We start from the raw sequence: 14,411 nt of genomic DNA on the forward strand, positions 1-14,411 counted from the left end.
CGCCCGCGGGGCTACTCGACGCGGCGCAGCGCGTCCGCCGGGCGCAGCCGGGACGCGCGCCAGGCACCGAAGGCGCCCGCGACGAGGCCGCCGCCGAGGGAGAGGAGGACGGCGAGGCCGACGGTGGTGAGGCTGACCGGAGCGGTGAGGGCGATGTCGAGGGTCTTGCCGAGGGCTTCGGCGGCGCCGGGTCCGCCGGGTCCGCCGCCCACGACCAGCCGCCCGCCGCCGGGTCCGCCCGGGCCGCCGCCCGCGCCGAGTTCGGCGGTGAGGGTGGGGCCGAAGGCGGTGACGAGCCAGGCGCCGCCGAGGCCGACCGCGATGCCGAGGACGCCGCCGATCAGGCCGTTGACCAGGGCCTCGCCGACGACCTGCCGGGTGACCCGGCCGCTCTTCCAGCCGAGGGCCTTGAGGGTGCCGAACTCGCGGACGCGGCGGCTGACGGCGGAGGAGGTGAGGAGGCCGGCGACGAGGACGGCGGCGAGCAGCACCGCGTACGAAAGCCAGCGGCCGACGGTGGTGGCGAGGCCGGCGGCGGTGTCGAGCGAGCCGGACACGGTCTGGGCGAGGTCGGCGGAGGTGGTGACGGTGGTGCCGGTGACGTTCTTCTGGATGGCGGCCTTGACGGCGTCGATCTCCTTGGAGTCGGTGGCCTTCACGTAGACCGTGGTGACCTTGCCCTGGGAGCCGGAGAGCGTCTGGGCCTGCTTCAGCGGCAGGTAGACCTGGGCGGCGGCCTGGCCGCTGTCGGCGGTGGCGATCCCGATGACGGTGAGCTCGACGCCCTTCACGGTGAGGGTCTTTCCGACGGACAGGCCCGCCTGTTTGGCGTAGGCGCTGTCGAGGATCGCGACCTTGGCGTCCGTCTCCTTGGTGGTGAAGCCGCGGCCCGAGGTGATGGCGGAGGTGGTGAGGGGGCCGAGGTCGGGCGTGGTGACGTCGGTGCCGTAGAGGGTGAAGGAGTCGACGTCGAAGGCCGCGCCGCCGCCGGTGACGGTGTCACCGGGGCCGGAGCCGCCGCCCGGACCTCCGGGGCCGCCGGGCTGTACGGCCTGGCCGCGCTGGATCTCGCCGCGCTTGAACTCGCCGTTGATCTTGAGGTTGACCAGGCTGAGGCCGCCGACCGCCTTGGCGACGCCGTCCTGCTTCGCGACGGTGGCGACGGTGGAGTCGGGGAGGGTCTGGAAGCCCTGCACCATCAGCCGGTCGCTGCTCTGTTCCTCGCCGTCGTCCCGGCCCTTGAACTCGAAGCGGGGCCGCTGCCCGGCCTCGGGCTGCTCCCGCGCCTTGGTGACCGTGAGGTCCGTCCCGAGCCCGTAGAGCGATTCGAGGACCTTGTCCTGGGCCTGCTTCATGCCGGACGAGACGGAGTTGACGACGATGACCAGCGCGATGCCGAGCGCGAGCCCGGAGGCGACGACCAGCGCCGCCTTTCTGCGACGGCGCAGCTCGCGCCGGAGGTAGGTGAAGAACATGGGCGCGAAACTAGGAGCGCCCCGTGATGAGCGGATAAGGCCCGGGTGAGAGCGGGATGAGAGTCTGCGGCCCGGCCTTCACCCCCGCCCGGCGGACGGCGCACGGCCGGGGCGGACGGCACTCGGCAAAGGCGGACGGACGGCGGGCCGGGGCGGACGGGCGAAGGCTCTGGGCCGAGGGCACCCGGGTGGGGCGCTCGGGCGACAGCACCGGGCCGTGGTCCGGTGACAGCACCGGGCCGTGGTCGGGTGACAGCACCGGGCCGTGTCACTCGGGCGGCAGCACCGGGCCGTGGTCCGGCGGCAGCGCCCGGGTGGGGCGCTCGGGCGGGTGACCGGGGGTCAGCCGCCGTACGCGAGCGGGTCGGACAGGATGTCGCGGAGCACCAGGGCGGCCGCGCCGCGGGCGGCGTCGGCGGTGCCGGTGGCCGCGCGGAGTCGGCCCTTGGCCGGGGCCCAGAGGCCGGAGACCACACGGCGGGCGAGTTCGGCCTCGGCGGCGGGCGCGATCCACGGCATGAGGCGCGGGTACGTCCCGCCGAGGACGACGGCCTGCGGGTCGAGCAGGTTCACCGCGCCCGAGACGGCGACGCCGAGCATCCGGCCGGCCTCGTCGAGCGCGGCCAGCGCGCGCGGCTCGCCCTCCTCGGCCCGCCGCACGAGCACGTCGATGCCGCGCGCCCCGGCGGCGCGCAGCAGCGCCGACTGGCCCGCGTACCGCTCCAGGCAGCCGTTGGAGCCGCAGCGGCAGCGCGGCCCGTCGGGCCTGACGGTGAGATGGCCGATCTCGCCGGCGAAGCCGTGGGCGCCGCGCAGCAGTTCGCCGTCGAGGACGACCGCTCCTCCGACCCCGATCTCGCCGGTGACGTGCAGGAAGCTGCGGACGTCACCGAGGTCGCCGAACCACAGCTCGGCGAGGGCGGCGACGTTGGCCTCGTTGTCGGAGGCGACGGGCAGGGCGGGAGCCCCGGCGGGCCGGGCGGCGGCGAGCGCGCGGGCGAACAGGGCGTCCGCGTCGACCCGGTTCCAGCCGAGGTTGGGTGCCTGCTGGACGGTGCCGCCGGCCACCAGGCCGGGCAGCGCGAGCCGTACGCCGGTGGGCCGCAGGTCCCGCTCTGCGGCCTCGGCGAGCACGTCCGCGGCGACGCCGGCCGCGCGGCGCAGCACCTCGACGGGCGCGAGGGCGCGGTTGTCGAGGCGTACGGTGCGGCGGACCCGGTCGGCCCCGCCGAGGTCGGCGACGCACACGCTGACGTAGTCGACGTTGAGCTCGACGCCCAGCCCGGCGGGTCCGGTGTCCGCGGGCTTGAGGACGGTGCCCGGGCGGCCCGCCTGGCCGCTGAACGTCTTGCCGGACTCGACGAGCAGGCCGCTTTCCAGGAGCTGTTCGACGAGCGAGGACACGGCGGCGCGGGTCAGGCCGACGCGGGCGGCGACCGCCGCGCGCGTGGTCTCGCCCGCCTCGTGCACGGTGCGCAGCACGAGGCTCAGGTTGTGCCGGCGTACGCCCGCCTTGCCGGCCTTGGGTTCCGGGGTGCCCTTGGGGGTCTTCATCGTGGCCAGAGCCTAACCGCATGGCTGCCGAACGGCCGGTCGAATACGTCGCCGGACTTCCGGGCGGATACCGGGCGGACTTCCGGGCGGATACCGGGCGGATACTTCCACGGCCGCCCGGTCGGATGCCTCCCCGGCCGCCCGGGCGGATGCCTCCTCGGCCGCGCGGCAAAACCAGTTCGGTCACCGAACTCTTTGCGTTAGGGTCTGTCCATGACACTTCCGCGCACCTACAGCGGGCAGAGCTGCGCCCTCTCCCGCTCGATGGAGATCGTCGGTGAGCGCTGGACCCTGCTGATCGTGCGGGACGCGTTCCACGGCGTGCGCCGCTTCGGCGAGTTCGCCGCGCATCTCTCGGTCCCGCGTGCCGTGCTCACCGACCGGCTCGCCACGCTCACCGCGGCCGGGGTGCTCGAACGCCGTCCCGACACCGGCCGGCGCGAGGTGTACGTGCTCACCGCCAAGGGCGTCGAACTCTGGCCCGCGGTCCGCGCGCTCAGCGAGTGGGGGGACCGGTTCTACCCGGCGGAGGGCGGGCCGCGCCGCGTCTACGTCCACGTGGCCGACGACGCCCCGGTCGGCGAGGACGGCCGCTGCACGGGCTGCGGTGGCTCCGTCCATGTGGCCGACCTGGTCGTCACCCCCGGGCCCGGCCTGGCGCCCGCCGGGCCCGACGCCGATCCCGTGACGGCCGCGCTGGCCCGGCCGCACCGGCTGCTCACCCCGCTTCTCCCCCAACCCGCCCACAGAGAGGTCGTAGAACGATGAGGATCCTGGTCGTCGGCGCCGGAGCCACCGGTGGCTACTTCGGCGCCATGCTCGCCCGCGCCGGACAGGACGTCACCTTCCTCGTCCGCCCCGCCCGCGCCGAAACGCTGCGCCGGCGCGGCCTTCGGGTCGTGGGCAGGAACGAGGAGTGGCGGGTCGACCCCGTGCTGCTCACCGCCGACGAGCTGGCCGCCGCGCCCGAGCCGTACGACCTGGTGCTGCTGTCGGTCAAGGCGACCGCCCTCGCGGCGGCGACGGAGGACCTGGCCCCGGCCGTCGGACCGGACACGGCGATCGTCCCGCAGCTCAACGGGCTCGCCCATCTCGACGTCCTCACCGCCCGGTTCGGCGCCGAGCGGGTGCTCGGCGGGGTCTCGAAGGTGGTCACCACCCTCGACGACGAGGGCGACATCCTGCGGCTCGCGCCGCTCGCGCACCTCACCCTCGGCGAGCAGGACGGCACCGTCTCGGCGCGCGTGGAGGCGATCCGCAAGGTCCTCGCCGACGCGGGCATCGACACCCGCGCACCCGAGAACGTGCTCACCGCCATGTGGCACAAGTGGGTCTTCATCACCACCTTCGGCGCCCTCACCAGCCTGATGCGCGGCACGGTCGGCGAGATCAACGGGCAGCCGGGCGGCACGGAGCTGGCGACCCGCCTCCTCGACGAGGCCTCGGCCGTGGCGGCCGCCGCCGGCCACCCGGTGCCCGAGGCGGAGCGCCGGGCGAGCCTGGACGTCGTGACGGCCACCGGCTCCCCCATGGTGCCGTCGCTCTACCGCGACCTCACGGCGGGCCGTCCCACCGAGGTCGAGCACCTCTTCGGCGACCTGACGGACCGGGCCCGCGCACTCGGCGTGCCGACGCCCCTGCTCGACCTGGCGACCCTGCACCTGCGGATCCACCAGGCGCGCGTCACCTCAGGGGCCTGAGGGCGCGAGAGCCCGAGGGCCTAGGGGCCTCAGGGAGCGACGAAGAGCCGGGGAAAGCGGGGGCCGAGCCAGGGTCTGCGGCCCCAGGCGAGCGCCCTGCCGGTCGCCATGACGGGGACCGGGTCGATGCGTCCCAGCGCCATCAGCAGGAAGGCGACGGGCTCCGTCAGGATCGTGCAGTCGGCGCGGTCGACGGGGCCCTCGACGGTCGTGACCCGCCCGTCGGCGACCGTCGCGCCGAACTCGGCGCCGCCCCACAGCCGTACGCGGTAGCGGGCGGTGAGTCCGGCGACGGCGGCCGGGTCCGCGACCCGGGGCATCGCGGCGACCAGGAACGGCAGGGTCAGCTCGACCCGGCGGCGGTCCAGCATGTGCGGGCGTCCGAGCGCCCGGGCCAGGTCGTAGCCGTGGCCGAGCATGTGGGTGAGGAGGTACGCGCCGAGCCCGGCCGGGCCGAACGGGCCCATCGGGGTCTCCACGACCTCGTCGGGCGCGCGTTCCTCGACGGCGTCGAGGAAGGCCAGGGCCTGGTCGTGGATCAGGTCCGCGAGCGGCCCGGCGGCCCGCTCGGGGAAGGCCGCCAGGGCTTCCTCGTTGGCGGCCGCGATGCTCCGCGGGCTGCCGTCGCCGTACGGGCGGGGCCGGCCCGCGGCCAGGTCCGCCATCAGGTCGTTGGCCTGGCCGAGATGGGCCGCGGTCTCACCGAAGGTCCAGGTCAGCCGCGGCACCGCGCATGCAGTGTCGGGCGCGGCCCGTACGACCTCGGCGACGTCCCGTGCGGTGCCGCGTATCGCCTCGCCGAGTCCTTCCGGCAGCACGCCCATGTCTCCCCCAGTTCACCCGCCCCGATGGATCAGGGCGCAAGAGTAGGGGGTGGCCCCGGCACCTGCCCAGGGCCGGGGCCACCCGTCCTCCCTCACGCCCGGGCGAGCCGCAGCGTGAGCAGCTGGAAGGGGCGCAGTTCGACGAGGACGCCGTCGCCCTCGACCCGTACCTCCTGCTCGTCCCTGGGCCGCTCCAGGAGGTCGCAGGGCCGGGCGCCGGCGAGGGCGAAGCCGGCGGTGAGGCGGGTGCGGGCGCGGCCGCCCCGCGACTCGTAGAGGCGGACGACGACGTCGCCGCTGCCGTCGTCGGCGAGCTTGACCGCGCTGAGGACCACGGCCTCGTCGGCGACGCCCACCAGGGGCGCCACGTCGGCGCCGCCGGGCACCCGCCGCTCGGGCAGGTTGATCCGGTAGCCCTCGCGGACCGCGTCGCCCACGCCCGCGCCGGGCACGAGGGCGTGCCGGAAGCGGTGGAGGCCCTGGTCGGTGTGCGGGTCGGGGAAGCGGGGGGCGCGCAGCAGGGAGACCCGTACGGTGGTGGTCGTGCCGCCGTCCTCCGGCCGTACGGTGCGGGTGACGTCGTGACCGTACGTGGAGGCGGTGACGAGGGAGACGCCCCAGCCGGGCTCCTCGAAGTGGACGAACCTGTGGTTGCAGGCCTCGAACTTGGCGGCCTCCCAGCTGGTGTTGGTGTGGGTGGGGCGGTACAGGTGCCCGAACTGGGTCTCGGCGGCGTAGCGGTCGGTGTGCAGGTCGAGCGGGAAGGCGGCCTTGAGGAACTTCTCCGTCTCGTGCCAGTCCACCTCGGTGCCGAGGTCGAGGCGGCCGGCGCCCGCGGTGAGGGTCAGGGTCTGGACGGCGGTCGACGCGCCGAAGGAGCGGGTGACGCGGACGGACACGGCGTCCGGGGAGTCGGCGACGACGGTCAGGTCGTCGAGGTCGGTCAGGTCGGTGACGGTGTTGCGGTAGAAGCGGTCGACGTCCCAGGCGTCCCACATGTTGGGGAAGTCGGGGTGCAGCTGGAGGAGGTTCGCGGCGGTGCCGGGGGCGACGGTCTCGCGTCCCGTGCCGAGGTCGACGACGGAGACGAGAAGGCCGCGCCCGTCCACGACGGCCCGCAGCAGCCCGTTGTCGAGGACGAAGCCGCCTCCGTCACGGGGTTCGACGGTGCAGCGGCCGGGTGCGGCGGGCAGGGTGCCGGCGCGGCGGGCGCCGCCCGCGGGGACACCGGCGGAGGCGTGCGGGGCGCCGTTGAAGACGACCTCGGTGTCTCCCGGTCCCGCGAGGGCGCGCTGGGCGCGGTCGATGATCCCGCCGAGCTCCTCGGCGACGGCGGCGTAGGTGCGTTCGGCCTCGCGGTGCACCCAGGCGATGGAGGAGCCGGGCAGGATGTCGTGGAACTGGTGCAGCAGCACCGTCTTCCAGATGCGGTCCAGCTCGGCGTACGGGTAGGGGAACCCGGTCCGGACGGCGGCGGTGGCGGACCACAGCTCGGCCTCGCGCAGCAGGTTCTCGCTCGCCCGGTTGCCCTGCTTGGTGCGCGCCTGGCTGGTGAGGGTCGCGCGGTGCAGTTCCAGGTACAACTCGCCGACCCAGACGGGCGGTTCGGGATACTCGGCCTGGGCCTTGGCGAAGAACTCGGCGGGCCGCTCCCAGCGGACCGTGGCCGAGCCTTCGAGGTCGCGCAGCCTGGCCGCCTTGGCGATCATCTCGCGCGTGGTGCCGCCGCCTCCGTCGCCCCAGCCGGTGGGTGCGAGGGAGTGCCGGGCACGGCCCTTGTCCTTGAAGTTCCGTACGGCGTGGGCGATCTCCTTGCCCTGCATGGAGCAGTTGTAGGTGTCGATCGGCGGGAAGTGGGTGAAGATCCGGGTGCCGTCGACGCCTTCCCACCAGAAGGTGTGGTGCGGGAAGGAGTTGACCTGGCTCCAGGAGATCTTCTGGGTGAGCAGCCACTTCGAGCCGGCCTCCTTGATGATCTGCGGGAGTCCGCCGGCGAAGCCGAAGGTGTCGGGCAGCCAGGCCTCCTGGTTCTCGACGCCGAACTCGTCGAGGAAGAAGCGCTTGCCGTGCACGAACTGACGGGCCATCGCCTCCGACGAGGGCATGTTGGTGTCGGACTCGACCCACATGCCGCCCGCCGGGACGAAGCGGCCCTCGGCGACCGCCTTCTTGACCCGGGCGTAGACCTCGGGCCGGTGCTCCTTGATCCAGGCGTACTGCTGGGCCTGGGACATCGTGTAGACGAAGTCCGGCTGGTCCTCCAGGAGCGCGGTCATGTTGGCCGTGGTCCGGGCCACCTTCCGCACGGTCTCGCGCAGCGGCCAGAGCCAGGCCGAGTCGATGTGGGCGTGGCCGACGGCGCTGATGCGGTGGGCGGAGGGCTCGGCGGGCGAGGCGAGGACGCCGGCGAGCTCGGCGCGGGCCGCGGCGGCGGTGCCGTTCACGTCCTGGAGGTCGACCGCGTCGAGGGCGCGCTCGACGGCCCGCAGGACGTCCCAGCGGCGGGCGCCCTCGACGGGCAGCTCGGCCATCAGCTCGCCGAGCACCTCCAGGTCGTTGACGAGCTCCCACACCGTCTCGTCGAAGACGGCGAGGTCGAGCCGGGCCAGCCGGTACTGCGGCCGGTCGCCCGCGGTGTCCTTGTCGCCGAGGTCGGTGGGCAGGAAGGGGTGGTAGTCGAGGATCACCGGGTTGGACGCGGCCTCCACGTGCAGCAGCACCTCCTCGCCGCCGACCGCCGGGGCGGCGATCCGCACCCACTGGTTGCGCGGGTGGAGGCCCTTCACCGGGGTGCCGTCGGGGCGGTAGACGAGGCCTTCGCACTGGAAGCCGGGCATGTTGGCGTCGAAGCCGAGGTCGATCAGCGCCTCGACGGTGCGGCCCGCCCACTCCTCGGGCACCCTCCCGGAGACGGTGAGCCAGCTCGTGCCCCAGGGCGCGCCCCAGGCGTCGCCGACGGCGATCGGGGCACGGGGCGCGGCGAGGCCCTGGGCGACCGGGACGGGCTCGCCGGGAGCGGTCCAGATGCCGGCCTGGAGGGGGACGGACTCGGGGTACACGGCCGGTCGGACGCGTTCGTCGAGGACGCGCTTGAGGCGGGACTCGACGAGGCTTCGGTCGTCATGCATGCGGAGCACTCCGTGGGTGGGAGGTGCGGATACGGGGTCGGGGTCGGCACGTCGGGTCGGGCGGGTCGGGTCGGGGCGGCGCGGGTCGGGCGGCCGGGTTCGCGAGGGTCGCCGCCGGGGCGGGGGCCTCCGGACCGGGGGCCTCGGGCAGCATCAAGCGCGGCGGCCGGTCTTCGCTACCCGAGGTCGTCCAGGGTGACGAGTTCGGTGATGCCGCGGGCGGCCAGGTGGGTGCGGTCCGCGGTGCGGGCCGCCAGGACCACGGCAGGGCGGGCGCCGTCCGCGGCCAGGCGCATGAAGGCCTCGAACCAGCGGCCTCCGGGGGCGCACTCCGAGCGCTTGGTTCCGTCCTCCGGGAGGTCGAGGACCAGTGCCGTCGTCCGCTGCGGTGCGGGAGAGTACGTGGCGCGGGCCTCGGCGACCGCCTCGGCCAGCGCCCCTCCGGCCGGCTTGGTCCGGCCGTCGGTGGTCAACAGGCCGAGGCCGTATTCGAGTTCGGGGAAGTCGGCGAGCGCGCGGTCGACGTCGTGGGAGCACCACCACGTGATACCCCACAGATCGGGGCAGTCGAGCGCGGCGGCGACGGTCGTCCGGGTGAATTCGGCCGCGCGCTCGGGCGGCACGTGCGGGGCGGGGGCGCCCACCTCCTGGAGCCAGACGGGGCGGCGGGCGTCCTCGGCCCAGGCCTTGGAGAGCTCGACGAGATACGCGGCGTGCTGCCCGGCGGCGAAGGAGTCGCCGCCGTAGCGCTGTGCGGTGCCGTTGAAGACCCAGGAGTGGACGGCGGTGGCGCCGCCGATGCGGGCGGCGTGCGCGGGGGTGAAGGGGTGGTCGTCCAGGTACCAGGCGGCGTCGTACGCGGCGTGCAGGTGGAGCCGGCCGGGTGCGCCGTCCTCGCAGGCGGCGAGCATCCGGCGCAGCCAGCTCTCGGCCTGGTCGGGGGTGATGCGGTCGGGGTCGGGGTGGGGGTCTCCGGAGAACTGGTTGATCTCGTTGCCGAGGGTCATGCCGAGGAAGTTGGGACGGTCGGCGAGGGCGGCGGCGAGGGTGCGCAGGTAGGCGGTCTGGCCGTCGAGGACCTCGGGATCGGTGAAGAGGTTGCGCCGGTGCCAGGTCTGGGTCCAGGACGGCAGGAAGTCGAAGCTGGAGAGGTGGCCCTGGAGGCCGTCCACCGCCACGTCGAGTCCGCGCTCGGCCGCGGCGTCGACGAGCGCGCCCAGGTGTTCGACGGCCCGCGGGCGGATCAGGGTGCGGTTGGGCTGGAAGAGGGGCCAGAGCGGGAAGGCGCGGATGTGGTCGAGGCCCAGGGCGGCGACGGCGTCCAGGTCGGCGCGGACCGCGTCGAGGTCGAAGTCGAGCCAGTGGTGGAACCAGCCCTGGCTGGGGGTGTAGTTGACGCCGAAGCGCGGACCGGTGGTGTTCTGGGGGTTCGTCATGCGAGGTGTGGTTCCTTCGCGATGGAGGGTGGGGAGACGGCCGGGTCAGCCCTTGATCGCGCCCTCCTCGACTCCCTTGAAGAAGAAGCGCTGGAGTGCCGCGAACACCGCCACGATCGGCAGGAAGGCGATCATGGTGCCGGCGGCGATCAGGCGGGGATTGGCGGAGAAGGTGCCGTCGAGGTACTGGAGGCCGACCGTGAGGGTGTAGCGGCCGGGATCGTTGAGGACGATCAGCGGCCACAGGAAGTCGTCCCAGGCGGCGATGAACGTGAAGATCACCACGACGCTCAGCATGCCGCGGACGTTGGGCAGGCCCACGTGCACGAGCCGCTGCCACACGCTCGCGCCGTCGACCAGCGCGGCGGCGTCGAGTTCGGGCGGCACGGCGCGGAAGGCGGTGTACATGAGCAGTACGTTGAGCATGCCGATCGCGCCGGGCAGGGCGACGCCGAGGAGGGTGTCGGTGAGGCCGAGGCTGCGGACGGTCACGTACTGGGAGACGATCGTGACCTCGCCGGGCAGCACCAGGGTGGCCGCGAAGAGGCCGAACGCCAGGCGGGCGCCCTTGAACCGCAGGCGCGCGAGGGCGAAGCCGGCGAGGGTGGCGCCGACGACGTTGCCGGCGACGGCGATGCCCGCGACGACCAGCGAGTTGGCGGCGTAGGTCCAGACCGGGATGGTGTCGGCGACCTGCGCGTAGTTGGCGAGCGTGGGGTCGTCCGGCAGGAAGGAGGGGGTTCGGGACCACACGTCCTCGCCGGGTCCCTTGAGCGAGGTGGACAGCTGCCAGAGGAAGGGGCCGATGGTGAGGAGCAGGACGAGGAGCAGCAGCAGGTAGCGCACCGCCCGCTCGGTGGCGCGCGGGGCGCGGCCCGGGGTGGTCATGCGTCAGGCCGCCTTCCGGTTGAGCCGGGCCAGGACGAGCATCGGGCCGACGGTGAGGACGAAGAGCAGGATGCTGAGGGCGGAGGCGTAGCCGATGTGTCCGGTGAAGCCGCGGCTGTACATCTGGATGAGCATGACCACCGACATGTCGCGCCCGCCGGGTCCGCCGGTGCCGTTGGACAGGACGTACAGCTCGGAGAAGATCCGCAGTGCGGAGACCGAGATGAGGACCGAGATCAGCAGCATCGCGGGGCGGACGCCGGGCAGGGCGACGTGCCAGAACCTTCGGGTGGCGGAGGCGCCGTCGACGGCCGCGGCCTCGTGGAGTTCGCGGCCGACGTTCCCGAGCGCGGACAGGTAGATGACCATGTAGTACCCGAGCCCCTTCCACACCGTGAGGGCGATGGCGCTGAAGAGCAGCAGCCAGCGGTCGGTGAGGAAGGAGACGGGCCGGTCCGCCAGGCCGAGCTGGTGGAGCATGCCGTTGAGAAGTCCCCGGTCGTCGAGCACCCAGCCCCAGACGAGGCCGACGACGACCGCGGAGGCGACGACCGGGGTGTAGAACGCGGTGCGGAAGAAGGTGATGCCGGGCAGCTTCTTCTCCACGAGGAGCGCGAGCAGCAGCGGCAGCAGGGTGAGCAGGGGCAGGCAGACGAGGAGGTAGATGACGCTGTTGACCAGGGCGTCGGTCAACTGCTCGTCGTCGAGGGCCCGTCGGTAGTTCTCCAGTCCGGTGAAGTGTCCGCCGCCGAGCGGCCGGGCGTTGGTGAAGGACAGGATCACCGTGTTGACCGCGGGCCACAGGTTGAAGACGGCGAGCCAGACCAGTGCGGGACCGGCGAGCAGCCAGGGCGTGAACCAGCGCCGGTGGGTCATGGGAAACCTTCCGTTCAGTCCTTCAGCAGCTGGTTGGCGCGGGCGACGGCCGTGTCCAGGGCCTCCTTGGAGCCGGTCTGGCCGCTGACGGCGAGGGCGATCTGCTGGTTGATCAGGGTCTTGATCGCCTCGTTGGCCTGGACGGGTTCGAGGACGCGGGCGGAGGCGAGCGAGCGGAAGGCGGTGACCTTGGCGTCGCCGGCGTTGCTGCCGTCGCTCCTGCTGAAGAAGGGGTCGGCCGCGGAGGCGGTGGTGGAGGGGAAGATGCTGGTCTCGCGGGCGAAGGCGGCCTGGTTCTCGGCGTTGGTCACCCAGCGGGCGAGGGCGAGGGCCGCGGCCGGGTTCCTGGTGTCCTTCGGGACGGACAGGCCCTGGACGTACAGCGGCGGGGTGCCCATGGCCGGCGAGGAGACCACCTTGGGGGCCAGCGTCGGGTTGTCGACGGCGAGGCTGGTGATGTAGTTGGCGCCGGCGGTGGTCCAGGCGGCGGTGCCGGAGCTGAACAGCTTGGTGTTGCCCGCGTAGGTCTCGGTGAGCACGTCCTTGGGCAGCAGGCCCTCCTTGAAGGCCTCGCGGTAGGTGTCGAGGACGGCGGCGGCCTCGGGGGTGTTGAAGGTGAAGGTTTTGCCGTCGGCGGACATGATCGGGACGCCGGCGTTGGCGAGGTCGATGAGGTTGGGCTTGCGGCTCATCAGATACGTCTGGCCGCCGGACTTCTCCTTGACGGTACGGGCGGCCCTGACCAGCTCGTCGAGCGTGGCCGGCGGCTTCTTCGGGTCGAGGCCGAACCTGGTGAACAGCTCGCCGTTCCAGTAGTTGACGTCGGTGTTCAGGTACCAGGGGTAGCCGTAGGTGCCGTCGTGGCCGGGGAAGCGGTAGGCGTCGAGGCCGCCCTTGACGTAGTCGGCGGCGGCCGCGGAGTCGGCCTTGCCGATGTCGAGCAGCAGGTTCTGCTTCACCAGGGGCAGGGCGAAGTCCGGCGGCAGGTTGACGACGTCGGGGAGGGTGCCGCCGGCGGACTGGCTGAGGACCTTCTCGGAGTAGCCCTCGCCCGGCTGGTCGAGCCACTCGACCTCGACGCCCGGGTACTTCTTCTCGAAGCCGGAGATCACGCCCTCCATGTAGGCGGTGAACTTCGGCTTGAGCGCCCAGGTCTGGAGCGAGACCTTGCCCTTGACCTCGCCGCCCGTGCCGGCCGGACCCGGGGTGCCGGAGTCCTCGGCGCCGCCGAGTCCGCAGCCGGCGAGGGTCACGGCGGCCAGGGCGGCGGCGGTCCACCGGGCCCACGGGCTCCTTCGAATGTGTCGCACGAGGGTGTCTCCTTGCTCGGATCGTCGCGGGGGAAGTGCGCGGACCTTGCTCGGCTTGCTTGACTAAACCGCTCTAGCGATGCGGGACTATCCTCCCGGCTAAACTCCGGTGTCAAGAGAGCGTGCGGAAACGCGCAGGACGAGGGAGCGCCCGATGGCCCGACCGACCATCGCCGACATCGCCAGGGAGGCGGGCGTCTCCAAGGGCGCCGTCTCCTTCGCGCTCAACGGCCGTCCGGGCGTCAGCGAGGCGACACGGGAGCGCATCCTGCGGGTGGCCGAGCGGATGAACTGGCGCCCGCACAGCGCCGCTCGGGCCCTGGGCGGGGCGCGGGCCGGCGCAGTCGGTCTCGTGCTCGCCCGGCCGGCCCGCACGATCGGGCTCGAACCCTTCTTCGGCCAGCTCCTTTCGGGACTCCAGGCCGCGCTCTCCGCCCACGGGACGGCCCTCCAGCTGCTCGTCGTCGAGGACACAGCCGCGGAGACCGAGGTCTACCGGCGGTGGACCTCCGAGCACCGGGTCGACGGATTCGTCCTGGTCGACCTCCAGGTGCGCGACCCGCGCATCCCCGTCCTCGAGGAACTCGGCGTGCCGACCGTCGTCCTCGGCGGGCCCGGCAGGCACGGGCGGCTGCCCGCCGTCTGGGCCGACGACCGCGAGGCGATGACGTCGATCGTCGAGTACCTGGCGGCCCTCGGGCACCGCCGGATCGCCCATCTCGCCGGTCTGCCCGCCTTCCAGCACACGCAGCGCCGGATCCGGGCGGTGCGGGACGCGGCGCGCCGGCTCGGGCTCGACGAGGCGGTCTCCGTGCCGACGGACTTCAGCGACGCGGAGGGCGCGGCGGCGACCCGGGCGCTGCTCGCCCGGCCGGGGCGGCGGCGGCCGACGGCGATCGTGTACGACAGCGACGTGATGGCCGTGGCGGGCCTCGGGGTCGCCGCGGAGATGGGGGTCGCGGTGCCCGGCGAGGTGTCGGTGGTGTCGTTCGACGACTCGGCGCTCGCCCGGATCGTCCACCCCTCGCTCACCGCGCTGTCCCGGGACACCTTCGCCCTCGGCGAGCAGGTGGCCACGGCCCTGCTCGCGGTGATCGACGACCCGTCGTCGGCGCGGGACGTCAGGAACCCGACGCCGCGGCTCACGGTGCGCGAGAGCACGGCGGCCCCCGCGGAGGGCCGGCCGCAGGGGTGACGCCCTCTTGACCGTCGTCGCTAAA

General features: G+C 73.5%; 11 protein-coding genes. 3 read left to right on the forward strand and 8 right to left on the reverse strand.

Translation table 11 applies throughout. From position 1 onward, the window contains the following. Positions 1-11 precede the first annotated feature (11 nt). A complete protein-coding gene (locus ACFWJO_RS17765; protein ID WP_386866067.1) occupies positions 12-1,475 on the reverse strand; it encodes an ABC transporter permease in 1,464 nt (487 codons plus the stop codon). A gap of 342 nt (positions 1,476-1,817) precedes the next feature. Next, positions 1,818-3,038 (reverse strand): ROK family protein, encoded by a 1,221-nt coding sequence (locus tag ACFWJO_RS17770; RefSeq protein ID WP_386866199.1) that lies wholly within the window; start codon positions 3,036-3,038, stop codon positions 1,818-1,820. A 204-nt stretch (positions 3,039-3,242) separates the two neighbouring features. Here ACFWJO_RS17770 and ACFWJO_RS17775 point away from each other — a divergent pair, with 204 nt between their 5' ends. Both ACFWJO_RS17775 and ACFWJO_RS17780 read left to right on the forward strand, forming a co-directional pair. Further along, the gene (locus tag ACFWJO_RS17775; protein WP_386866069.1) at positions 3,243-3,797 is read left to right on the forward strand and encodes a winged helix-turn-helix transcriptional regulator; all 555 of its coding nucleotides are present in this window, start codon (positions 3,243-3,245) and stop codon (positions 3,795-3,797) included. Further along, positions 3,794-4,729 carry a ketopantoate reductase family protein gene (locus tag ACFWJO_RS17780; RefSeq protein WP_386866071.1) on the forward strand — a complete coding sequence of 312 codons (936 nt, stop codon included), beginning with the start codon at positions 3,794-3,796 and terminating at the stop codon, positions 4,727-4,729. Before ACFWJO_RS17775 ends, ACFWJO_RS17780 begins: the two co-directional genes overlap by 4 nt. 29 nt (positions 4,730-4,758) lie before the next feature. Here ACFWJO_RS17780 and ACFWJO_RS17785 read toward each other — a convergent pair whose 3' ends face one another. The 6 genes from ACFWJO_RS17785 to ACFWJO_RS17810 form a co-directional block, all read right to left on the reverse strand. Next, entirely contained in the window at positions 4,759-5,553 is a 795-nt protein-coding gene (locus ACFWJO_RS17785; protein WP_386866073.1) for a maleylpyruvate isomerase family mycothiol-dependent enzyme, read from the reverse strand. Positions 5,554-5,645: 92 nt separating this feature from the next. Next, complete coding sequence (locus ACFWJO_RS17790) at positions 5,646-8,681, reverse strand: alpha-mannosidase (protein ID WP_386866074.1); 3,036 nt, start codon at positions 8,679-8,681, stop codon at positions 5,646-5,648. A gap of 176 nt (positions 8,682-8,857) precedes the next feature. Next, on the reverse strand, positions 8,858-10,117 hold the full coding sequence (locus ACFWJO_RS17795) for a glycosyl hydrolase (protein WP_386866076.1): 1,260 nt from the start codon (positions 10,115-10,117) through the stop codon (positions 8,858-8,860). Positions 10,118-10,162: 45 nt separating this feature from the next. After that, positions 10,163-11,005, reverse strand: coding sequence for a carbohydrate ABC transporter permease (locus ACFWJO_RS17800; RefSeq protein WP_386866078.1), 843 nt, complete (start codon positions 11,003-11,005; stop codon positions 10,163-10,165). A 3-nt stretch (positions 11,006-11,008) separates the two neighbouring features. Further along, the gene (locus ACFWJO_RS17805; RefSeq protein WP_386866080.1) at positions 11,009-11,881 is read right to left on the reverse strand and encodes a carbohydrate ABC transporter permease; all 873 of its coding nucleotides are present in this window, start codon (positions 11,879-11,881) and stop codon (positions 11,009-11,011) included. 14 nt (positions 11,882-11,895) lie between these two features. After that, positions 11,896-13,191, reverse strand: coding sequence for an ABC transporter substrate-binding protein (locus tag ACFWJO_RS17810; protein WP_386866082.1), 1,296 nt, complete (start codon positions 13,189-13,191; stop codon positions 11,896-11,898). 154 nt (positions 13,192-13,345) lie between these two features. On the opposite strand from ACFWJO_RS17810, the gene ACFWJO_RS17815 reads away from it, so the two are divergent. Further along, entirely contained in the window at positions 13,346-14,386 is a 1,041-nt protein-coding gene (locus tag ACFWJO_RS17815; RefSeq protein WP_386866084.1) for a LacI family DNA-binding transcriptional regulator, read from the forward strand. Positions 14,387-14,411 lie beyond the last annotated feature (25 nt).

This window comes from Streptomyces sp. NPDC127092 (genome assembly GCF_042722475.1).
Lineage (GTDB): Bacteria > Actinomycetota > Actinomycetes > Streptomycetales > Streptomycetaceae > Streptomyces.